This is a genomic window from Dyadobacter luticola (assembly GCF_005860805.1).
Lineage (GTDB): Bacteria > Bacteroidota > Bacteroidia > Cytophagales > Spirosomataceae > Dyadobacter > Dyadobacter luticola.
Genome location: NZ_VCEJ01000005.1, coordinates 289,064 through 310,060, shown reverse-complemented (window position 1 = coordinate 310,060; position 20,997 = coordinate 289,064). Strand labels below are relative to the sequence as shown.

The following is a 20,997-nucleotide window of genomic DNA, read 5'->3' as shown; positions in this document are numbered from 1 at the left end:
GATTCGTCTTGCGCCCTGGGTCGCAGGGCATTAGTAAGTGGCCCTGCCGCCGGAAAGGTCGAATGTGAACCCGGTGGTGAAGCTGCATTCGGGCGATACAATGAATGCGGCCATATTCGCGGCTTCTTCCAATGTTCCCGTGCGCTTCATAGGAATTTTATCGGTCATATACTTTACCTGCGTTTCGGGCATGGCATCCACCAGCGGCGTCTGGATCACGGCAGGCGCGAGCGCATTCACGGTAATGCCGGTTTCCGCGTATTCTTTACCCTGTACTTTGGTCATCCCGATTACCGCGGCTTTGGAAGCCGAGTAGGCCAGCATACCTGCGTTTCCTTCTTTACCGGCAATGGATGCAATGTGCAAAATACGGCCGTAATTGTTGGCCAGCATGTGCGGCAGCACTGCCTTCGCCGTGTAAAAGCTGCTCATAAAGTTGATATTGAAGACCTTTTGGAGGTTTTCGGTACTTACTTCATGACTTTTCAGATTGGTTGCGCCGGTGATCCCCGCGCAGTTGATGAGGACGTCAATCTTGCCAAAACGTTCGACGATCCGGGTTACTGCGGCTTCCACTTCCGATTCCACCGTCAGGTCCAGCCCGATCAGCTCCTCATATTTTTCGTGGTCCACAAAGTGCTCGCGCAGCGCCTTTTCATTAATATCGAACAACCCCACATACGCCCCCTCGTTTAGAATTTTGTGGGCGATAACCAGCCCAAGACCCGAAGCCGCTCCGGTAACAATGACTACTTGATTACTGAAACTGCTCATTTTACCCGGTGAACGTTTAGCCATATTTAACTTTGCCCGGTTAGTAAAGGACGTTATTAAAAAAATCTAACTATTCTTTTGCCAAAGATGTTTCCAAAGGCTTGATTTCCCAGCTCTCGTCGGCCAAAACGTCCATCACCCGCTGATTCAATTCTTTGATATATGCAATCGACGAAGGATCGGGAATGTAAGCCGCTTTTCGTGCGATACTGTTTTTCAAAACGCCCCGCGCGATGAGCAGTTCTTTTTCGGCATAATGGAAAAGCTCCATGTTTTGCAGCGAGAAAAATATTTGGGGCATCACTTTCTCAAACAGGTCGAATGCCCGCCCGTGGTAACCCGCAGCACGCAGATTGAAAACTTTTTGAAGAATGTCGGCCACGGCCAGTCCAGGCATCACGCCGCGGATGCCAATCGGCACCAGTTCAAGCATATACAAACCACCCCAGCCTTCAAACAAGCCCACTTTGTCACCGGTAGCCTTGATAATCGCCTCAAATTTTGGTGCGCAAAGCGGCTCTTCCAGTTTGAGGTATTTAAAGTTCGGATTTTCGTCCATCAGGTTTTTAATAAACTCCACGCTGATCGACGAGCCGCCAGGGTTGAAATCCTGGATCAGAACCGGGGTATTGGGTATCGATTTTAGAAACCCTGAAAGATATTCTTTGAGAGACGCTTCCGGCAGGCCGAAAATCCGGGGTACTGCCAGGGAAACCACGTCGGCACCGGCTTCCACATTGGCCTTCGCCAGCTTCATCGCAATTTTCAGCGAAGGATGGTTGCTCTGCGCTACAATCTTGATGCGCCCCGCCGCATGTTCCACAGCAATCCGCACCACCTGCAATTTCTCGTCGTCAGTCAGTTTGTAAAATTCGCTCGCATACGCGGGGAGGCATACCGCTTCAATTCCGCCGGCGATGGCAAAATCAATCAGGCTGCGGAGGGCATCTTCGTCAATCTCCTCATCCTCAGTAAATGGAGTCGGGATGATTGGCACCACTCCAAACAATTCGTTCTCTGAATTCATCTTCATCATTTTGTTTATTGACTGATTTTAACCAGTTTCTTTTGTTGTGCTTTGTTATCTACAATGGTGAGTATCAATGTCGAAGCAAGTACGAGCACGCCCCCGATGATCGCCTGCGTCTTCAAAGTTTCTCCCAGTACAAATGCCGCAATCGGTAGTCCCATAAATGTGATCAGGTAGTTGGACAATGCCACCTGCGTCGCGTCGAGGTATTTTAACACACTGAAAAACAGGATCATCGACAGGAAATTATGGAACAATGTCAGCGCGATCATGCCGGTCCAGGTCTGTGTGGTATACTCCGGAATTTTCGAGAACATTTCGGGTTCATAATACCAAACCAGCGGCGCGAGCATGATGACCAGCACGAGGTAGGTGTAAAAAACCATTTCCATCTCGGTGTATTTTTCCGCCACCTGCTTGCAGCCCACATTGTAATACGCATTGCCGATAATCGCCAGGAAAATCAGCAGGTTACCCAGCGCATACTTGGAGCTGAGATCCATTTTCTTAATGTCGTCCGTCGAGCAGAGCAGCACGCCGATGATCGCAATTGCAAAGCTGATCCAGCGGATCATGTTCATTTTTTCTTTTAAGATAAAAAAGGCAAAAACCGCGGTGATGACGGGCAGCGCCAGAACTAAAATCGCTGCATTGCTGGCCAGGGAATATTGGGTACCATAAGTCATCAAAACCTGCGACGGAAATGCGCCCAAAGCCCCGAGCTGCACGAAAATCAGCACGTCCTTGATCTTCTTTTTTCCTTTTCTAAAATCTTTGATCACAAAAGGCGCGAGAAAAATCGTCGCCAGCAGCATCGGCAGCCAGACTGTAAAATACGGCCCTACCTGGTCCTGCACGAGTTTGATACAGGTAAAATGGAATGACCAGATGAGGTTACAGAGAAATAAAATCGTCCAGGACAGAAATGCTCTTTTCATTGATTCACAAATAAATACTGACCTGTTTTATATTTTTCGACCGCCTGCTGATCCAGCTCAATGCCCAGTCCGTGACCCTGCGGTACCCTCGCTGCACCATTTTCAAATGTGATCGGCTCCACGATCAGGTCATCCACCCGCACCAGCTCGCCGAAAATATCGGACGGTATGGTACAGTTAATGCTCGCCGCCGCAATGTGCAGGCCGATGGTTTCTGAAATCCCCAAATCCACTTCCGAGCCGCGCCAGCAAGGTTTTCCTTCCAGATTTGCCATTTCGGCCAGCAGCACGCAGTTGTACGCCGAGCCGTTAAAATTGTAACCGTCCACCGCATCGCTCCGCACAAATGCGATCATATCGCGGATATCCTGGGTGTAAGGCAGGGAAATGTGACGGTATAGTGGTATGCCGAGTTTTTCTTTCAGGTATTTAAATCCCTGAACATCAGCATGAAGAATAGGATCTTCAAGCCCCAGCATCACCTCCATTTCCACGCCATCCATCAGTTTTAATGTTGTTTCGACGTCGGTCCAGCGCTGGTTCGGGTCCAGCAAAACCTTGATCCCGTCGCCGCATTTCTTTTTAATTTCTTCCGTCCAGAGCCGCACCGGATCTTCATCCGAACATTTGAATTTGAACACCTTATGTCCTTTTCGCATCGCCTCGAAGGCTTTCTGGGCAGCGTCTTCCGGTGTCCGACGGCCCGTCCAGCCCATGCAATCAATTTCATTGCGGTAACCTCCGCCTAACAATTGGTAAACAGGCACTTGCAAAAGTTTCCCTACCAAATCCAGCACCGCACATTCGAATGCTTCGTAAATGCGCTGGTCTGTGATTGGCAGCCTGCGCCAGTTCATTTTCAAAATATCTTTTCCCAAAAACAGCTCCATACTTTCCCGGATCAGCGCCGGGGACGCGCTCCGGTATGTTTCGCCAATGCCGGTGAGGCCGTTTTTTAATGTTATTTCAATGATCCATTTCGGCTGGTTCGCAAATTCCGTCCAGCTTTCCCCGGTCATGAATTTTTTGGCAAATTCGGTATCCTTGTCTAGCACCATTTCGGAGTTCAGGCTGCCGGGTTTGGCAGGTACAATCACTTCGGTGGCTTTGATGGACGCTATATTAGTCATGCTACTCATTTCCAATGTTTTGCGGATATTTTTCAGCCAGCTTGCGGATATCGTAGCTGAAATCGATAAATAACTTCTCCCACTTCTCGGCGGATTCTTCGGTATACGGGTAAAATCCGTGCGCATTGCTCACCCCTTTCGCACCTGACGCCACCAGCTTTTCCATCATTTCCGGGGTCTTATCTGTGTTACTCAATTCCGGAAAAAGATCTTTCATGACCGTCAGATAGGCCGGGATACCTGTCAGATCCATAAACCGGAAAGGCCCGGCGAATGTGATCCAGTAACCCAGGTCATTGCGCAGCGAGCGGTCCACATCTTCCACCGTCGCGTAACCGTTTTCCACGAGATTGAATGCCTCCCGCAGCATGGCGTACATAATGCGGTTGGTGATAAATCCTCGGATATCTTTCCGTAAAAGCGATGGTTCTTTCCCCCAGGTTTCGGCCAGCTTCACAATCTGATGCGCATAATTCACATCCGAATCTTTCCCGCAGATCACCTCCATAAACCGGGTAATGTGCGCAGGCTCAGCCCAATGTATGCCCAATAATCTTTCAGGGTGCGCCAAGCCTTCCTGCAAAATCGAAACCGGTATCGCTGAAGTATTGCTGCCAATGATCGCCGTGGGCGAAAGCACGATTTCCAACTGCCGGTACACGCTTTTTTTCTCGTCCAAACTCTCGGTAATCGACTCGATCACCACTTCATGCCCCGCCAGCAGCGATGCATTGTCGGTAATCGTAATCCTTTCAATCACGACTTCGGCTTGTTCTTTCAGCAAACCTTCTTCGGCCAGTTCTTTCAAAAAACCCAGGATGCGTTTCCGGGCATTTTCCGATTCCTCCTGGTTTTTCACCAGCGAGGTCACTTCATGTCCTGCCGCCAGAATGCAAGTCGCAATGCTGCTGCCCATCAACCCCAGCCCTACCGTACCGATCCGTTGTTTTTCACTCATTATTATTTCAAAACTGACTTACTATAAAGTATTTAGCCAATGATCGCAATCGCGTCAATCTCTATTTTTATCCCATCCGACAATACCGATTGCACGGTAGTCCTCGCCGGACGGATGCCCGTAAAAAATGACCCGTAAGCCGCATCATACCGGTCAAAATCATTGATATCTTCAAGGTGCACGGTACATTTCATAATGTCATCAATAGTACCGCCAGCCGCTTCCACGACTTTTTTCACGTGTTCCAAAGTCAGCAATGTTTCTTCCTCGATGGTACCATGCTTCACCTCCCCCGTCGCCAGATCCAGCGGCCCCTGCCCGCTGATAAACAGCATACCATTCTTCAAAACACCGGCCGAATACGCGCCGGTGTCTGCATTTTTATCGGTGTGCTTTATTTCTTGTTTCATTTTGGTTGTTCAATGTCATTAATGTTTACTCTCGCTATAATGCCCCCTCACGTCACCCTGAGCGGACCGGGCCGCTGGGCGGTCGAAGGGCTGCTACTGGTTAAGTAATGTCATGCTGAGCGGAGTCGAAGCACGCTACTGGCTCGGAAAGACGCTTTTTTACATTGTGCTCACCGGTAAAGTGCTTCGACCGCCCGGCGGCCCGGTCCGCTCAGCATGACAAGAACTTCCATGTTGCAAAATCTCTCAGAAAACCTACCAACGCCCCCACAGCCTTCCCTACCAAATGCTCCCCTTTTTCCGCCGTGCCCTTTTGCGGCTCGCCGCTGCTTCCGTTGCTGGAAATGAAGGCGGTAGCTTTGAAAAGCGTGACGCCGCGGTACGGTTCGTCGTCTTCCCAGGGAATGTAGCCGTTGCTTTCCGGGCGTGCTGCGCGTTCGGCCTTTTCCATATCTACTTTTTCAGGGAAAAGATGCAGCATCATGCTGGTTTCGTACTCGCAGGCGTGGCTTAATGCCGGACTTTCCATGGGCGCTTCGCCGGCGAAAGGCTTGCCGGCCAGTTCCCAGTAAGTCACCAGAGCAATGTTGGGCTGCAAATCCCGGTCGTATTTTTTGCTCAGAATCGCGAGCGCCTGACGGACCGGCGTAATGTTGCCTCCGTGGCCGTTCAAGAGTACAATCCTCCGAAAACCATTTTGCAAAAACGATCCGACCAGATCCACAATCACTTCCACATACAATGCGGGATTGATGCTGATGGAACCACCGAAAGACAAATGATGGTCGCTGGAACCGAAGGGTAAAGTCGGGCAAAGCATCACTTGCGAAGGCAGTGCCGCCTCTGCTTTTTTGGCAATATGTGTCACAATATCCGTATCCGTCGAAACCGCCATGTGCGGGCCATGCTGCTCAAACGCGCCCAGCGGAAGCACGATCACAGTTTGCTCAGTTTGCTGGTTAATGTCCGGGTAACTCAGATTTGAAAACAACATAAGGTAGTCGCGGAGGAATAATCAAATGTAAATATTAAGTTTTTTGTTTACAAAATTTAAACAAAATAGTTTACAAAAATTAGAAGTCGGGCTTAAACAGCTCTTGAAAAGATTGTTGAGCGACATGCTCAGGAGCATTCTGAATGCGATAATCATTGACTTTCAGATACAATTTTTGCCAAAGTCCGTACTCCACATCGAAGCGACTGAGAATGGTATTCATGCGGTAAGGCATATATTCCGTGAGCCAGGATTCCTGGTAGGCTGTTTTCAGCTCGCCGGTTTCGTCCATCACATCTACCAGCAGACCGTGGCAAACGTGGGTGATATCGTAAACAACAAAATCGTTTTTCTTCCGCGCCAGCATCGATTCATCCCAGCGGTCGCAGATTGTTTTTGCCCAAAGAAAGCGGGTGGCCGAGTAAGTCATCAGCCGTGCCGTCACAATCATCGAATTGATGAAAGCAGTGTCTTTTGAATTACATTTTGCCAGCGCCTGGATCAACATTCCCTGCGCTTCCTCACTCATTTTCCGCGCATTACGAAAATCCTGCTCGTGCTCTTTGGTGTTTTTCAGATAGTATGGTTGAAACGGGTTTGACCAGCTTTCAATAATCGTCCCGCGCGGCATTCCGTTCGTATTTTTGCCCAGACATTTATTGAGATACATATTCGACTGCGCCAGGAACTCGAATGCCTGGTGCATTTCATCGGCTACTTCCGGGTACAGGATTTCGCTGTAATGTTTGGAAAAAGTCTGCTTATCAGGCACTTGCCCCTGCCATGCGCCAATGCTGCCATAAGCCATAAACAGCCACGAAGGCCGAACAAAGGGCTCGACCGGATCGGTCCAAACCGAGTTGATGAAACCAAGCGTTTTGTTTTTCATGCCCGCTTTCAGGCAAAGCGCAATGTTGACATAGGTATAATCGGCCTCGGGATAAATGTGGCCCCAACCGGAAACCGCAGGTTGAATAAAAAATGGTTTTTTTTCTTTTAGAACCGGGTTCAGGTACCGGTTAATCTCCACGGTATCAGGCTTGTATTCCCAGATGACCGGAATTACGTCTTTTGGAAGCCGCTCCATAATGTCCGGATAATAATTGTTCATATCTGTCCATGCCATCACGGTTTTGCCGTATTTTTTCAGCTCCGCTTGTACAAATGTCAGCTGCTGCAGCCAGAGCTCTTCGGAATTGATCTTCGCATCTTTGTCGTCGGCGATACGCTTGGTTTCCCAGGTTTCGTCAAAACCGACGTGGATAAACGGGCTTGGAAAAAGGTCGGTGTATTGCTTGATCCAGTTTTTAAGCATTTTATTCACAGCCGGTTTACGCGGATCGAGCTCGTGGCCGTAGTTTCCGATGGAGAGGTCGGCGTATTTTTCAGACCTCAATAATTCATGTAAATGTCCGTAAAGGTTCAAAAACGGCACCACGTCCATGTGCCGCTCCTTGCCATAGGCGATGATATCCTTGACCTGCGCCTGGGTATATCCAGATCTGTAACCAACTGTTGGAAAACCTTTTAGCTCCATACTTACCTCGTTGTAAAAGTAGTATTGGTTATTTTTCCAAAGTGCCAGAAAGTCGATCTGCCTCTTGATCTCCGCCACAGTTGGCAAGCCGCCGTGCGCAAAATCCATCATAATGCCGCGATACGCCAGTTTTGGCTGGTCAGTCATGTGCACATTGGGGAGAAAAGTTTTCTTCCCATCGGTGTGGATCAGCTGGCGGATGGTTTGAATTGCGTAATACAGCCCGGCCGTCGTCTGCGCCTCGATCTTAATTTTATTGGAAGTGATATCCAGCTTATAATTCTCGCGGTTGCTCCCGCCGGACATTTCACTTACCTCGGGAATGTGACGGCCTTTTTCTTTTATTGAGTATTCCAAAACAGCCCCGGCTGCCGAAGAAGCAACTTTTACAGCTTGCCCAGATTTTTCATGGATGATCGATTTAAGCGTATTGATGGCAAAAATTTCTTCCTTCGAAGCGGTTTTTGGAATAAAAATACTGATGCCCGAGAGCTGCAATGTGCCCGGGTTATATTGAATAGCTTCCGGCTCCGGGAAAAGGACCGGTTTGTTTTGTGCAAATGCGGAAAAAGAAATAATAACGAGAATTAGTGGGTTAAGGAAACGCATTTAATGCCAGTCTTTTAAAGGTTTTGGGGTAGTTAGTGTATCAGGAAGCGTGCCGCCGGGGACCAGGAACACATTGAATGTACTTTTTGAATGTGCGGGGATTTTCACTTCGAAACCAACCAATGTGGTTCCCGGATTGGGCTCGTCATAATCTTTCGGTGGCTCGGTTGACCAGGTTTGCATGACAATGTTGGCAGGCTCCGGCACGATGATTCTCAACCTTTTACCCCACTGGATCAGCTCAGCTTGGTTACCACTTACTTTTACCAGCGCCGAAGTAAGCATTTTCCAGCGCACCATAACCTCCGCGTCCGAGGTTTCAATTTCGTCTTTGATTAGAACATATTTTTTGTCAACGATCGCTGCGCCGCGCTCTGCTTTCGCCACCTGACCTTTGTATACGGTTGAAATGTCGGCAACCGCGCTCAGGAATGCAGGATCGGAAGTGGTGCTGGTAATGACGCCTTTTCCGGTTACCTGCTGCAACTGATTGTTAACCGTTAATGTGTTGTGTGCAAAGTTGTTATACCTAAAAATTTCCCACCGCTGACCGTCCTGTCTGTCGGCCCAGAGGTCAATGTTCCGGAGTTCCAGAGGTGTGTAGTCCTGGGCGCCAAAATCCTTTCCCCACCGGATACCGTCAGCTTCAAGCACAAAGCTCCCCACGTCCATGTGGCCGTGCGTCACTTTCGGCGAGCCGCCTTTGATGCCTACAAAAATCGCATTCGGGTCGGTCCAGGAGGAGCGCATTAATGCAACCGGATTTCGGCCTGCACCTGTCCAAAGCAGTTTTTTGGGTGCTTCCACTTTTTCAGGATCCACGTCTTTTCCCCAGATTAAAATCGCGGGGAGCAGGCGATCTGCATTCAACTTGATACGCAAATCCGTAAGCTGTAAACGCTCATTCCAAAGCAGGGAGGGATCTTTTAATTTATTCCCAAACCATAACATGGCGGGTTGCAGGATACCACTTTCTGACGCGTCGGAATAGTTAAAATTCTTGCCCGTCGGGCCGATCATATTTTCAAGATAGCATGCCGTTTTCAGGAAACCCGCCGATTTACCTAAACCAAAATCTGTTTTAAAAACCTTCTCTATCGCGCTGAGAAACATAATGTTGAATGTTGTCCCATAGCCCCAGTAGGTGTATCCTTCCGCAAAAGCGCCGTCGGGATCGTAATCTTTCATCGCAATATCGATACTCGCCACCGACCGGTTGATCACTCTCCGCGCCAGTTCCGGGTCACTTTCCCAGGTTGCCAGCGCGCCGAAAGAAATCCCAGCATTACATACCTGGTTCCAGTTGTTGGTGACCGACAGCCATTTACGATAATTAGGGTAGGCACTGTCGTACGAAGTGCCTACCCCTTTTTTCAAAATCGCTTCCCGGATGATCGTGCGGGATTTTTCGGAAAGATCATCGTAAAGCCAGTCATAACCGATCGCCGCGGCCATCGTCATTTCGGCCACGTCGAGATAGTGGCTAGGGTTCCAGTCGCTGAAATTGGAAACCGCCAGCAGCTCTTGTTCGGCTCGTTTCAAATACTTCTCTTCGTGCGTCATCCGCCAGGCATAACTCAGGTAAAAAACCCGGTACAGACATTCCCGACTTTTCGCCAGCAGCCGCACGCCCAAGAGAACGCGTTCGACAGGTTTGGTGGCAATCAGACTATCACATTGATGCAGGATCGAACTGTGAACCTGCTTCCATATACGTTTAGAATTGATCGATTTTTGCAGCAACTTTTCTTCACCTTTCAGCAGCAGAAGCCGGGGGTGGTCGGGGATCACAGTTTTGGGATTGACCAACTGTACCGTATCCATCTCCCGCACCTGGGCTTGCGCCAGGGTGGTGGTTAAAACAAAGATCAGCGCTGCAAAAAATCTCATAAAATCAGTTTTTATCCCACCAGAGCGGGGTCGACACCTTATCCGGGCCTTTCAGCATTTCAACAGCTTTGGCGGTTGCGGCGGCGTTGGTCTGCTTTTCGGTATCAAGAAAAGGCACGCGGCGGATGAATGTACCCTGCGGCAGGTCGGTGTTTTCGCTATGGACAATCGGATACAGCTTTGGCAGGCCCGTGCGGCGCACATCTGCCCAGCCTTCCATCGCGTCGGGGAATAAGCCCAGCCATTTTTGCTGTGCTACCTGCTTGCGCTGCATCGTCGCGTCGGCGCTCCATTTTACCGGGTAATCATTTACCGGCGGGGAGTTCTGCCCATCCTGCGGCGCAATCGGCACAGACATATTGGCAATGTATTTTGCAATCACAGCCTGATCGGTAATGCCCCACTGTTTCATGGACATTTTGATACCGGTTTCGTAAAGGTTTTGCGCATTATCGCCCATATTCCAGCCATTTAATGCACCTTCCGCTCTCAGAAAATAAGCTTCCGCGGCGTGCATAATGTCCTGCGGCGTATTAAAAACAGCCGTGAAACTCCCATTATTATTGACCGCCCAGCGGGGCCCAAGGTTAGAAGTATACTTCCGGGAATTAATGTCCTGAATCTTCTCCGAAACCAGCAAACCGTTTCTCATACCATCATATTTTCCGGTAAATGTGGCCGGCTGGAAGTAAATCGGCAGGCGGGGATCGTCGTAACCTTTCAAGATCGACTCCATCGTCGAGCTCATCCGGATGTCATCCCACGCCACAATTTGCGACAAACCATTGTGTTCGGCGTAAACCGAATTCGATTTTTGCACGTACGCATCATCGGTAACATCGGTCATCACACCAGCTGCCACAGCTGCTTCGGCCTGTGTTTTGGCCATTGCCGGATCTACTTTCGAGATCCGCAGGGCCAGGCGCAGGCGCAGGGTATTCGCAAATTTCATCCACGCGGTTGTCGCAGCGGTACCTTTTGAATTGTAGACAAGGTCAAATTTATCAAAAGGTGTTTTCGCGCCACTGGTTTTCAGCACATTTGAAGCCGCATCCAGCTTTTTGAAAAAATCATAATAAATAGAATCCTGTGGCGTGGAAGGTACTGAACCTAAACCATTTGCAGCCTGAAAATACGGAATCGGCCCAAAGTAATCGGTCACGCGATCGAACATCCATACCCACCAGATTTTCGCAACCGCATTTTCCGCTGACTGCTCTTCGGTATTTTCCAAAATCGTTTTCAAAGCCGGCGCCGCCTGAATGTATACCGGGTTCCAGGCAGCAGGCAGCCAGTCGAGGCGCATCACATAGCGGTCGGTCGGAAAAGATTGGGCCGCCTGGGAGTAAAATTGTGAGTAGACGCCGGCGTAAGTCCCCTCACCTACTTCAAAGTTATCCGGCGACAAAGTGGAAGCCATCAAAGCATTTGAAAACATATAAGGAAACTCTGCCGCAGTAACCGTGCTCAGCTTTGTATTATCGGTATTGATGGCATCAAAATCACTGGTACAGCCGCCCAGCCCGACGATCACCGCCAGTATGGAGCTCAGGGACAGCATTTTAATGTTCTTAAAGTTGTATTGCATGACAATCATTATTTTAATTAAAATGACAGTTTCAAGTTAAGTCCCATGCTTCTGGTCGAAGGCAGCGCATTGTATTCGATACCCTGGTAGTTGCTGTTCCCGATGCTCACCTCCGGATCGAAATCGAGCTTGCGCTTGCCGATTCCAGGAATGTCCATGATGGAGCTGCCCCTGTAAATGAAGAACAGGTTGCGTGCTACGAAAGAGATTTTCGCCGATTTGATAAACTTGGGTAGTGCTTTGAACTCATAACCGAATGTCAGTTCGCGCAGACGTACCGAGGTAGCGCTGTACGTGAAGAATTCCGCCCACGAATAATTGTTTTGCGAAACTGTCTGCCAGAATTTCTCCGCATTGATCGGCACATTGTTGGCCGCACCCTCGGCAGTTACGCCAGGCAAAGTCCAGGATCCGGCGTCGCGGTATTTGGTCGTATAATCTGCGCTTCCGAAATAGGCATTCTGTGCAGCCGTACCCGAGGTTACTACACCGCCAAATTTGCCATCGACCAGCAAGCCGAGTGTGAAATGTTTGTAGGAAAAGTTATTGGTAAAACCTGCGGTATATTTTGGGTTAAAATTCCCAACCTTCTCAATCGCAGCAGTTTGAATAGGTACACCGGCCGAATTGACCAGGTACTGACCATTCACTTTTTGCCATTTGTATCCGTATAAATCACCATAACTTCCGCCTTCCACGATCACTGGCGTAGCAGTCCTTACATTTTGAGAAGAACCTAAATAGACCCGTGTTACGCCTGGATACAGCTCCACCACCTTGTTTTTATTTCTCGCATAATTCAAGCCCATATCCCAGGTGAAAGCACTGGCATGCAATATCTTAGCCGAAAGTACGATCTCGATACCGCTGTTTTGAATATTACCCGCATTCAGATACCGGGAAGCATAACCCGACGATGCAGGCGCACCAACGGTCAGCAGCTGATTTTTCGAATTGGTTTTATAATAAGTAAAGTCAATCCCGAAACGGTTTTCCATGAAACGCCAGTCGGTACCAAATTCCAGTGATTGTGTCAATTCAGGTTTCAGGTTGCCGATCGACTTCGTGCTCGCGCTTCCGACATAGCCGCCAAAAGAACCACGGGTATAGGTATACGTTTGGTTGATCAGGTAGGGATCGGCGTCATTACCCACTTTGGTAGCCGAGGCGCGTACTTTCGCCATACTTACCCAATTCGGCAGCCGTACCATTTCAGAAAGGATCGCCGACAAGCCTACCGAGGGATAAAAGTAGGAATAAGGCTCAGGCAATGTGCTCGACCAGTCATTCCGGGCAGTTACATCAATGAACAGATAATCTTTAAAGCCGAGCTGCGCAGTTCCGTAAACGGAATGCAGGTCGCGCTGGCTTGTAGCAGATGTCACCCCAAGGTTTGTTGCAAAACCCAGGTCAAATCTGTTGGGAATACCAAGACCATCGGCATAATTCACACGTCTTCTCGATCGTCTGAACAACATCGAACCACCAATGTTGTAGTTGATTACCAGGTCTTTGGAAATTTTATTGGTACCATTCAATAAGATATCAATGTTTCTTTCGCTCACCAGCGCACTCTCCTCCGCGTAATATCCGCCCGGCTGGCGCGCGTAGTTGGCGGTGTTGTTGGCGTAGGCGTGGGTGTTGAAATCGTTGTAGCTATCATTGCTGATCCGGCCCTGTAAATTCAGCCAGTCCGTGAATTTGTATTTGATGGCCACCAGAGAAGTCACGCGGCTTCTGTTTTCCAGGTGCCGGGTGTTATGGATCGTCCAGTAAGGGTTCATATACACCGGATCGGGGTTTGTCCAGTAAACCGGCGTCTCGATTCCACTGGGGCTCACGGTTTTATAAGTTTCCAAATCCGCCAGATTCACCGTCCGTGGAATGCGCGAAAGGTTGGCTACTACAAAGCCGTCACCACCGACGCCGGGCTTATTTTTGATCTGCTGTAAGGTGTAGGTAAGTTTCGCGTCCACCGAAAGTTTCGGGGTAATGTTAATCCCTAGCCTACCATTGAATGTGTTGCGCATCAGGCTGTTAGTAGGCACGATACCTGTGGCATTGTTATTGGCGTAGGAAAGATACGTCGTCATTTTTTCCGAGCCGCCGCTCATGCTGATCGAGTTATTGCTTGATAAACCGGTCCTGTAAAAATCCGAAATGTTGTTGGGATAGGCTTGCAGCGAAACACTTTTCCCCTGCCAGTCGGTTACGCTTTGTCCGGTAACCGCTGCTCCCCAGTTACCTGTCGCCTGGGCTGAATATACGCCGCCCGCGCCCTGGCTATACTGGTTTTGAAGGCTTGGCGTAGTCAGCGCCCGGTCAAAGGATACACCTGAGTTGACATTCACCGAAACCGCCCCGCTTTTTCCTTTTTTAGTCGTGATCATCATCACCCCGTTTGCTGCACGGCTACCATATAAAGCCGCGCCCGCCGCACCTTTCAGCACGCTAATCGACTCAATATCATCGGGGTTAATGTTGGAAACACCGTCGCTTCCGCTTGTACCGCGGTTATCGTCGCCGGAATCATTTCTTACCTGGCCCGAAACCGTAGAGTTATCGATCGGCACGCCGTCCACGACGATCAATGCATTGTTTGTTCCCTGGATTGACCGGTTTCCGCGCAGTACGATCCGCGTCGCGCCGCCCGGGCCGGTAGCTGAGGGAGTTACCGTCAAGCCGGCGATTTTTCCGGATAATGTATTGGTGAAATTCGCGTCGCGCACTTCGTTAATCTGGTCATTCCCAATTTTTTGCGTTGCATAAGTCAATGTTTTGGCCGACCGCTCGATACCCAGCGCCGTCACGACCACTTCCTGCAAACCCACACTTTCTTCAATCAATGTAATGTCGTTCAGGACAGTTTTACTGCCTATCGCCACTTCCTGTGTTTTCATCCCGATATAGGATACTACAAGAATGTTGGCGTTGTCGGGGACCGAAATGCTGAATTTACCTTCTGCATCGGCGATGGCGCCTGCGGTAGATTGCTTCACCACGATGGAAGCGCCCGGAATCGGTGCTCCTTTTTGGTCGAGCACTTTGCCGGATACTTTCTTAACCGCCTGTGCATAGACAGATTGTACTGCCAGGGTAAAGGTCAGAAAGCAGGTCGTCAGCAGCAAAGCCAGGGCATGGCGGAAGAAGAATGGTTCTAGAGATTTTTTCATGTTCAAGGTTTCAGAACGGATATGGAATTAATGGGGGGACTCATCAGGGCACTTTTTTTAGGCACAGGGTATCTTCATAGGCAAACGTTTAAGGGATTGACAGCAGGGTCAACTTACGGAGGAGGGCTTTATCTAACCGTAAATAATATTCAAGTATTTATGTCAACAAATATATTATTTTTTTGTCAACAAAAAAATTTAGGAAAAATTATTCAAACGCGCTTTCAGAAAATAAAAGATGGCAAAGTATGCCGCCTGCGGAATCTGCCTGCGTGTGCCAGGAATGTAGCAGAATGTTATTTGGAAGGCTATAAATGAAAAAGCCGACCCCACGTTTGCGCGGCCGGCTTGTATTGAAATGTAATGTTCTTAACGGAAATTTCTACTTATATATAATCCTCAGGCCAAATCCATGGAAGCTACTTCGCCACGGATCAGATGCTTCATCAACGCTTCCTCCGCCCGTTTGACATCCCTGGTTTTAATGCCAGCTACAATTTCCCTGTGTTCCTGGTCTGTCAATTCGTAATCATCCATGTGTGTCTGGGTTTTTCCTAACTTTTGATGAAAAAGTGGAATGTTGCTGGCTTTGTACAAATCCACAAGCTTCTCATTTCCAGCAGCTTCAATAATAGTTTCGTGAAATTTCACATCCGCTTCGCAAGCGCCGCCGAAATATCCCCGTTCTACCATAGACGTAAAGTCGGCGCAGATCCGCTCCAATTCTTCGATCTGAGGCTCTTCCACTTTCTGGATCAGCAGTCTCAAAGCCCCTACTTCCAGTATTTCACGCAGCTCACGAATTTTATGACTGTCTTCAATAGTTAAGGTTTTTACAAAAAAACCACCCTTTTCGCCCTGCACGATCAGCTGCTCACCCAGCAATCTCGTCAATGCCTCCCTGATCGCCATACGGTTTGCATCCAGCTTCTTAGACCATTCATCTTCTTTAAGCCGGGTACCCGAGGTCAGCTGGTTGGATAATATTTTTTTCCTAAGTTCCGTGTAAGCCCTGTTCGAGAGTGAGTCCTCTTTCATTTATGTAAACAATATTCAAGTATTCTGTAAACTAAATATATTATAAATATAGGAAATAATTACAAGAAAGCGCGAGCCGATATGCTTGTGAAAATGCCGGGATGAGCCAAAAAAAGAACCGGGCAAAAGAAAAGCGGATGAATGTCTGCTTTTCCTTTACCCGGTCGTATGGTGTGTCGTGCTGTGAATACTTACAATTTTGTGAAGTGTGTGTAAACTCCGTGTGCAGATTTTTTACAACAACTCACTTTCGTAATGCAGCCCGATCTGTGCAGGATGATAATTGATGATGCGGTTGAATTCTGAAAGTGCCTGGTTTACCTGGCGTTGTGATACGCCGCTGTATTCCATCAAAAGCATTCTGGCCTGGCTGGCGCTGGAACGTTTCATTTTCCAGTATTGCGGATGATTTACGCCGATCGGTGTGCGGAAATATTTTTCTTTTGGTTCCTTGATCAGGATCTCGTATTCGGTGTTAAACTGAGGGTTGTCGTGAAGATAGAGTGCCTTCACGATCACTTTGGCCTCTCTGCCACTTTTGAGCTGGAAAATTTTTTCGTGTATCATAACGGGTTTTGTTTAAGAATGTCGGAATCCCAAAGATGCCGCGCCGGGGAACAAATTGTTTACAAAAATTCTGTACCAGCACAAGCAAATTTTAACACTACAAACTTCACTTCTGAAACCGACAATTTTCCATAATGTTTAGCTAACGGTCGAATATGTTAGCCTGCGGTCGTTTTGACTTTAAATTCGGCGAATTAATTCTTTAACAGATTGACAGAGAGCCGCAGAAAAAAGTAATCATTCAATCACATGTCCGACAAACTGAGCGGTATTGTCCAAAATTTTTCCACCTCTCCGAAACCCCAATCCACAAGCTTCTCCGGCATAAAAAACACCCGCCTGGTACGACTTGCCCTCACTATCCGTCGGGAATGTGACGTACTCCTGGTAAATTTTCGCCTGGCCCGCGTATTCGCCTTCTACGGTTTCGGAAACTTCTCCGCCCCTTTCAATAATGCTCACATTCGCGCCCTCACGGCCGAAGAGTACTTTCCCCACCGACTTTTTATGCGGCAAAACATACCTCTCAGTTTGCAGCAGCAGCGGGTGGTAAGGGTACAAATCCCAAAGGATTTTCAGGATATATTTTGATTGAAACAAAAGTGTGTACGCAGGGTTGAGGATCATCGCCTTACGATTCCGCGTAATTTCTGTCAACATTTGCGCGAGCTCCGGTTCCTCGAAACCAATGTACTCCCAGGGCACAAGTTTGAACCAGTAGTCGAAGCGGATAAAGGTGCCATTTTCGGGATCCTGGAAGAAGATACCTTCCCCATTTGAAAACTCTACATCGTCGATGTATGCAAATTCAACGTCAAACCCAGCTTCCCGAGCCGCTTCCGAAAGTAATGCTACATTGGTATCATCCTCGGGATAGTCACGCATCGCGGAAAACAAAATGGAAGGGCTCAAATCCGCATTCGATTCGCGGATGAAAGTAAACTGGCTCACCAAAGTTTCATACAGTGAATTAAACTGCCGCGCATCGTCCAGGCCATTCATGCGTAAATGCGCCCACTGCACCACGGCAGTTTCAGGAAGACAAGTGGCGGTATCCGCATTAAATTCAATCAATTTTACAGGTTCGCCATCGAAACCTCCTGCGAGATCGAACCGGCCGTACAAGTGAACATGCTCGTCGTTTTCCCAGGAAATTTTGATGATCTCAACCAGGTTTTCAGGAATACCCAGGTCTTTAAATAAATGATTTTCAATCACATATTGGCCGGCTTCCACAAACATATCGTACAAAGTATTCGCCGCCTCGTAATATTGCGAAGCCTGTTCTTCGCTTACCACCACCATATCATTGACAACGTACGGCGTTGTATCCGTACCCAGCGCCCAGTTCCAGCCCGCATTCCGCAGCGCTTGCTCCGGCGGGTTGGGTAATGATTTCAATTTGACCATAATACTATCAGTTAACCGCCGCTTCTGCCGGACGAACGTCCAAAAAATCCTTTTCTGCCGCCACTCGGCCGTGTGTTCACGGTGCGCGTCGTACGCGAAGCGTTTACCTGACGCACCACATTCTGCGATTTATCGTAAGTCGCAGGATTGGCGTAAAAACCGCGGCTTACATTCGGATCGGTGCGATAGTTGTTGATGTAAGCATTGCTGGAATTGCGCCCCAGCATGTAGCCGATGCCACCGTAAAGCAGCATGCTCGACAATCCGCTGTGATGCCCCACGTAGTTGTGATTGGTGCGGATTTCCTCATCGATCAGCGCCTTGGCGGCGGAGGTACTTAATGTATCCACGTGGCCGTCGAGATAGCTTACGATCGCCATGGAGCTGTCGGCGCCGACATTTTCTTCGTCGGTGATTTTGAATTCCCCGGGTTTGATTTCCTTGATATGCGAGCGGATACCTTTGGAATAACTCGTTTCCTCATAGCTGTAAGCCGATTCGTCCTCGTCATTGGAGCCGCAACTGCTCAATGTTATCCCGGACAAAACCGCCAAAGCAAACGCACCGCTGATACTGATGTCTTTCACATTTTTAATGAAAGAACCTTTTCTGATTTGTGCCATTTGAATGTTTTTATACTGTGTTTATTCCAAAACTAGCGCATTTCATTTCAAAGATTCGTGCTAATCTTTCAAAAGGTATTTATACATGACCTGAAAGACAATGTCTTTACAAACGGTTCGCAGGTAGTATTAAAAAAAGAAAGCATAACCCGGGAGCGGATTATGCTTTCTTTAAATAATTAAAATGGAGCGTCAAGCTTTCTTGGAAATCTTTTCGATGCCTTCTACCAACCTGTCCAGGTCGCTCAGTTTGGTATAAACATGTGGGGTAACCCGCACACAATGAATGTTTTCCCAGTTAATTCCCACGGTATGTATCTTGAATTCATTCATCAGCCGGCTATCCAATGTTTCCGGTTTCATGCCGTCAATGCTGACACCAGCAATCGCGCAGGAATATTCCGGTTTCATGGAAGTATGGATCTTTACGCCGGGAATCTTTGCCGCTTTTTCGGCCCAGTATTTTTTCAAAAAATGAATGCGCTCCTGCTTTCTTTTAGTACCAATACCTTCCTGGAAATTCACTGCCTCGCCGATTGCCTGCTCTATGGGAAAACTGCGGGTACCTAATGTTTCGAACTTGCGGATGTTCGCGCTTTTCGGCTCGCTGTTACAAAGCAGCGGCCATATTTTTTCGATTTTATCCTTCTTGATCCACATCATGCCGCTACCCACCGGCGCACTCAGAAACTTGTGCAGGCTGGTGCCGAAGTAGTCACATTCCAGATCAGGGATTTTATAATCCAGCAAACCAAATGTATGCGCGCCGTCGCAAACCACCTCAATGCCTTTGGCATGCGCCATTTGAGCGATTTTCTTCACCGGCATAATCTGCCCCACCCAGTTAATGATATGTGTGACGTGAATGATCTTCGTCTGCGGCGTCACCGCATCGGCGAATGCTTTCACAATCTGCTCGTCATTTTCAATCGGAAAGTCGAAAGATAACTGCTTGTAAACGACGCCATCACGCATTTGCCGCTGCTTGTAGGCCTGGATCATATTTGGGTAATCCTGTATCGTCCCGATAATTTCGTCGCCTTTTTGCAGGGGTAAACCAAAAATAATGGTGTTCAAGGCCTCAGTCGCATTCCGGTTGATCGCTATTTCCTCGGCGTCGCAGCCGGCCAGTTTGGCCAGACGCTGCCGGAGCGGCTCGCGGCCTTTATCCATGATCCGCCACATATAATAAGATGGACCTTGTGCAGCAGCTTTGTTGTACTTGTCGAGCGCCTCCTGCACCACAATCGGCGAAGGCGACACGCCACCATTATTTAGTATGATAATGTCACTTTTACTCGCCGTGTAAGCATCCTGGATCACCGACCAGTAGTCTTCATTTTCGTCACTGGCAGGATTCCAGAGTTTTTCTGCTTCCAGAAAATCCTCAGCGTGCAGCTGATTAAAAAGGCTGTTGATACCAAATGCGCCCATGCCGAGGGCGGCACTTTTTCGAAAAAAGGACCGGCGGTTGTTCATAAAAATGATTTAGGAGTAGTAATTGAGTGAGGTACAATTTATTAATTATACGTCGCAATCACAATTATTCCAAATCCAAACCCTCTTTCACCTGCGATTGCAGCAGCCAGTCGTATGTATTATACGGTTCGGGCATGCCGTAGCTGTCGAGCTGAAGAAACATCAAATGGACATGCGTCGGCGAGCGTTTTTTGTAAGCATTGTACCCGCTGCGGCCCATCTCCGCGATTTTATGACCAGCTTCCACCCACTGCCCCGGCTGCACTTCCACGACGTTGTTATGGGCGTAGTAAAATAGCCCGTCGAGGCAGGGATCGTAGATCCATATCCAGTTGCCGCCGCGGAATTCGCTGTCGTACTTCCAGCCGGTTTCGGTCGCCACCACTACGCCGGAAGTAAATGCCAGCACATCCACCGGTTTCCAGGTACGGTCGTCGAGGTTATCCTGGTCTTTATCCCTTACAAAAAGGTCGTGCGCCGGGTGGCTGCCTTTTGCATTATTATCAAACAAATCGAAACCTTCTGCCCGGTAACCCCTACCCCGCGAGCCGACTGATTCTCTTGGCAGGTAACCTCTTACCGGATATACAAAATAGGAAGAGTCGATTGCGTGGCAGGAATCTCTTTTGAAAGCCGTACGAAAATCCCGCATGACGGCCCGAAAAGCTGCCCGCGCAGAATCTGGGCTGATCACATTGTCGCGAATGTCGATTTGTATCTGATTGAATGTCGCGCAGTACTCCGGAATTTTGCTGAGAGGGTCGCTTTGCCAGGTCATCCCGGCAATGCTGAGGATCAATATAATTCCGGCAAATCTTTTTAATGTCATTAACAAAAGCTTTGGCATCC

General features: G+C 48.6%; 18 protein-coding genes. 1 reads left to right on the top strand and 17 read right to left on the bottom strand.

Annotated elements, in window-relative coordinates; genetic code table 11:
* Window positions 1-30 precede the first annotated feature (30 nt).
* The 11 genes from FEN17_RS20325 to FEN17_RS20275 form a co-directional block, all read right to left on the bottom strand.
* Window positions 31-774 (bottom strand): SDR family NAD(P)-dependent oxidoreductase, encoded by a 744-nt coding sequence (locus FEN17_RS20325; RefSeq protein WP_138367884.1) that lies wholly within the window; start codon window positions 772-774, stop codon window positions 31-33.
* A gap of 70 nt (window positions 775-844) precedes the next feature.
* Entirely contained in the window at window positions 845-1,801 is a 957-nt protein-coding gene (locus FEN17_RS20320; RefSeq protein ID WP_138367228.1) for a dihydrodipicolinate synthase family protein, read from the bottom strand.
* Window positions 1,802-1,815: 14 nt separating this feature from the next.
* Window positions 1,816-2,742: a DMT family transporter gene (locus FEN17_RS20315; protein ID WP_138367227.1), complete on the bottom strand. Its 927-nt coding sequence runs from the start codon at window positions 2,740-2,742 to the stop codon at window positions 1,816-1,818.
* Window positions 2,739-3,872 (bottom strand): mandelate racemase/muconate lactonizing enzyme family protein, encoded by a 1,134-nt coding sequence (locus tag FEN17_RS20310; protein ID WP_138367226.1) that lies wholly within the window; start codon window positions 3,870-3,872, stop codon window positions 2,739-2,741. Before FEN17_RS20310 ends, FEN17_RS20315 begins: the two co-directional genes overlap by 4 nt.
* Window position 3,873: 1 nt before the next feature.
* The gene (locus FEN17_RS20305; protein WP_138367225.1) at window positions 3,874-4,830 is read right to left on the bottom strand and encodes a 3-hydroxyacyl-CoA dehydrogenase family protein; all 957 of its coding nucleotides are present in this window, start codon (window positions 4,828-4,830) and stop codon (window positions 3,874-3,876) included.
* Window positions 4,831-4,862: 32 nt separating this feature from the next.
* Window positions 4,863-5,240 carry a RidA family protein gene (locus FEN17_RS20300; protein WP_138367224.1) on the bottom strand — a complete coding sequence of 126 codons (378 nt, stop codon included), beginning with the start codon at window positions 5,238-5,240 and terminating at the stop codon, window positions 4,863-4,865.
* A 211-nt stretch (window positions 5,241-5,451) separates the two neighbouring features.
* A complete protein-coding gene (locus tag FEN17_RS20295; protein WP_138367223.1) occupies window positions 5,452-6,234 on the bottom strand; it encodes a creatininase family protein in 783 nt (260 codons plus the stop codon).
* Between the two features lie 79 nt (window positions 6,235-6,313).
* A complete protein-coding gene (locus FEN17_RS20290) occupies window positions 6,314-8,380 on the bottom strand; it encodes a family 20 glycosylhydrolase (RefSeq protein WP_138367222.1) in 2,067 nt (688 codons plus the stop codon).
* Window positions 8,381-10,270 (bottom strand): heparinase II/III domain-containing protein, encoded by a 1,890-nt coding sequence (locus FEN17_RS20285; RefSeq protein ID WP_229208917.1) that lies wholly within the window; start codon window positions 10,268-10,270, stop codon window positions 8,381-8,383. It lies immediately after the preceding gene.
* Between the two features lie 4 nt (window positions 10,271-10,274).
* Window positions 10,275-11,858 carry a SusD/RagB family nutrient-binding outer membrane lipoprotein gene (locus FEN17_RS20280; RefSeq protein ID WP_138367220.1) on the bottom strand — a complete coding sequence of 528 codons (1,584 nt, stop codon included), beginning with the start codon at window positions 11,856-11,858 and terminating at the stop codon, window positions 10,275-10,277.
* A 17-nt stretch (window positions 11,859-11,875) separates the two neighbouring features.
* Entirely contained in the window at window positions 11,876-15,031 is a 3,156-nt protein-coding gene (locus tag FEN17_RS20275; RefSeq protein WP_138367219.1) for a SusC/RagA family TonB-linked outer membrane protein, read from the bottom strand.
* Window positions 15,032-15,052: 21 nt separating this feature from the next.
* Between FEN17_RS20275 and FEN17_RS27525 the strand changes: the two genes are divergently transcribed.
* Window positions 15,053-15,349, top strand: a complete 297-nt coding sequence (locus FEN17_RS27525; protein ID WP_205748179.1) for a hypothetical protein — start codon at window positions 15,053-15,055, stop codon at window positions 15,347-15,349.
* 81 nt (window positions 15,350-15,430) lie between these two features.
* On the opposite strand, the gene FEN17_RS20270 is transcribed toward FEN17_RS27525, so the two are convergent.
* The 6 genes from FEN17_RS20270 to FEN17_RS20245 form a co-directional block, all read right to left on the bottom strand.
* Window positions 15,431-16,069: a GntR family transcriptional regulator gene (locus tag FEN17_RS20270; protein ID WP_138367218.1), complete on the bottom strand. Its 639-nt coding sequence runs from the start codon at window positions 16,067-16,069 to the stop codon at window positions 15,431-15,433.
* Between the two features lie 234 nt (window positions 16,070-16,303).
* On the bottom strand, window positions 16,304-16,636 hold the full coding sequence (locus tag FEN17_RS20265) for a hypothetical protein (protein WP_138367217.1): 333 nt from the start codon (window positions 16,634-16,636) through the stop codon (window positions 16,304-16,306).
* A gap of 237 nt (window positions 16,637-16,873) precedes the next feature.
* The gene (locus FEN17_RS20260; RefSeq protein ID WP_138367216.1) at window positions 16,874-18,046 is read right to left on the bottom strand and encodes a glutathionylspermidine synthase family protein; all 1,173 of its coding nucleotides are present in this window, start codon (window positions 18,044-18,046) and stop codon (window positions 16,874-16,876) included.
* 11 nt (window positions 18,047-18,057) lie between these two features.
* Complete coding sequence (locus FEN17_RS20255; RefSeq protein WP_138367215.1) at window positions 18,058-18,669, bottom strand: Cj0371 family chemotaxis-regulating polar lipoprotein; 612 nt, start codon at window positions 18,667-18,669, stop codon at window positions 18,058-18,060.
* Between the two features lie 192 nt (window positions 18,670-18,861).
* Window positions 18,862-20,148 (bottom strand): aminotransferase class V-fold PLP-dependent enzyme, encoded by a 1,287-nt coding sequence (locus tag FEN17_RS20250; protein WP_138367214.1) that lies wholly within the window; start codon window positions 20,146-20,148, stop codon window positions 18,862-18,864.
* Window positions 20,149-20,212: 64 nt separating this feature from the next.
* The gene (locus FEN17_RS20245) at window positions 20,213-20,977 is read right to left on the bottom strand and encodes a M23 family metallopeptidase (protein WP_138367213.1); all 765 of its coding nucleotides are present in this window, start codon (window positions 20,975-20,977) and stop codon (window positions 20,213-20,215) included.
* Between the last annotated feature and the right edge of the window lie 20 nt (window positions 20,978-20,997).

Coding starts and splice junctions, on each gene's coding strand:
- FEN17_RS20325 (WP_138367884.1), bottom strand. CDS start 774: ATGAGCAGTTTCAGTAATCAAGTAGTCATTGTTACCGGAGCGGCTTCG.
- FEN17_RS20320 (WP_138367228.1), bottom strand. CDS start 1,801: ATGAATTCAGAGAACGAATTGTTTGGAGTGGTGCCAATCATCCCGACT.
- FEN17_RS20315 (WP_138367227.1), bottom strand. CDS start 2,742: ATGAAAAGAGCATTTCTGTCCTGGACGATTTTATTTCTCTGTAACCTC.
- FEN17_RS20310 (WP_138367226.1), bottom strand. CDS start 3,872: ATGACTAATATAGCGTCCATCAAAGCCACCGAAGTGATTGTACCTGCC.
- FEN17_RS20305 (WP_138367225.1), bottom strand. CDS start 4,830: ATGAGTGAAAAACAACGGATCGGTACGGTAGGGCTGGGGTTGATGGGC.
- FEN17_RS20300 (WP_138367224.1), bottom strand. CDS start 5,240: ATGAAACAAGAAATAAAGCACACCGATAAAAATGCAGACACCGGCGCG.
- FEN17_RS20295 (WP_138367223.1), bottom strand. CDS start 6,234: ATGTTGTTTTCAAATCTGAGTTACCCGGACATTAACCAGCAAACTGAG.
- FEN17_RS20290 (WP_138367222.1), bottom strand. CDS start 8,380: ATGCGTTTCCTTAACCCACTAATTCTCGTTATTATTTCTTTTTCCGCA.
- FEN17_RS20285 (WP_229208917.1), bottom strand. CDS start 10,270: ATGAGATTTTTTGCAGCGCTGATCTTTGTTTTAACCACCACCCTGGCG.
- FEN17_RS20280 (WP_138367220.1), bottom strand. CDS start 11,858: ATGCAATACAACTTTAAGAACATTAAAATGCTGTCCCTGAGCTCCATA.
- FEN17_RS20275 (WP_138367219.1), bottom strand. CDS start 15,031: ATGAAAAAATCTCTAGAACCATTCTTCTTCCGCCATGCCCTGGCTTTG.
- FEN17_RS27525 (WP_205748179.1), top strand. CDS start 15,053: ATGGAATTAATGGGGGGACTCATCAGGGCACTTTTTTTAGGCACAGGG.
- FEN17_RS20270 (WP_138367218.1), bottom strand. CDS start 16,069: ATGAAAGAGGACTCACTCTCGAACAGGGCTTACACGGAACTTAGGAAA.
- FEN17_RS20265 (WP_138367217.1), bottom strand. CDS start 16,636: ATGATACACGAAAAAATTTTCCAGCTCAAAAGTGGCAGAGAGGCCAAA.
- FEN17_RS20260 (WP_138367216.1), bottom strand. CDS start 18,046: ATGGTCAAATTGAAATCATTACCCAACCCGCCGGAGCAAGCGCTGCGG.
- FEN17_RS20255 (WP_138367215.1), bottom strand. CDS start 18,669: ATGGCACAAATCAGAAAAGGTTCTTTCATTAAAAATGTGAAAGACATC.
- FEN17_RS20250 (WP_138367214.1), bottom strand. CDS start 20,148: ATGAACAACCGCCGGTCCTTTTTTCGAAAAAGTGCCGCCCTCGGCATG.
- FEN17_RS20245 (WP_138367213.1), bottom strand. CDS start 20,977: ATGACATTAAAAAGATTTGCCGGAATTATATTGATCCTCAGCATTGCC.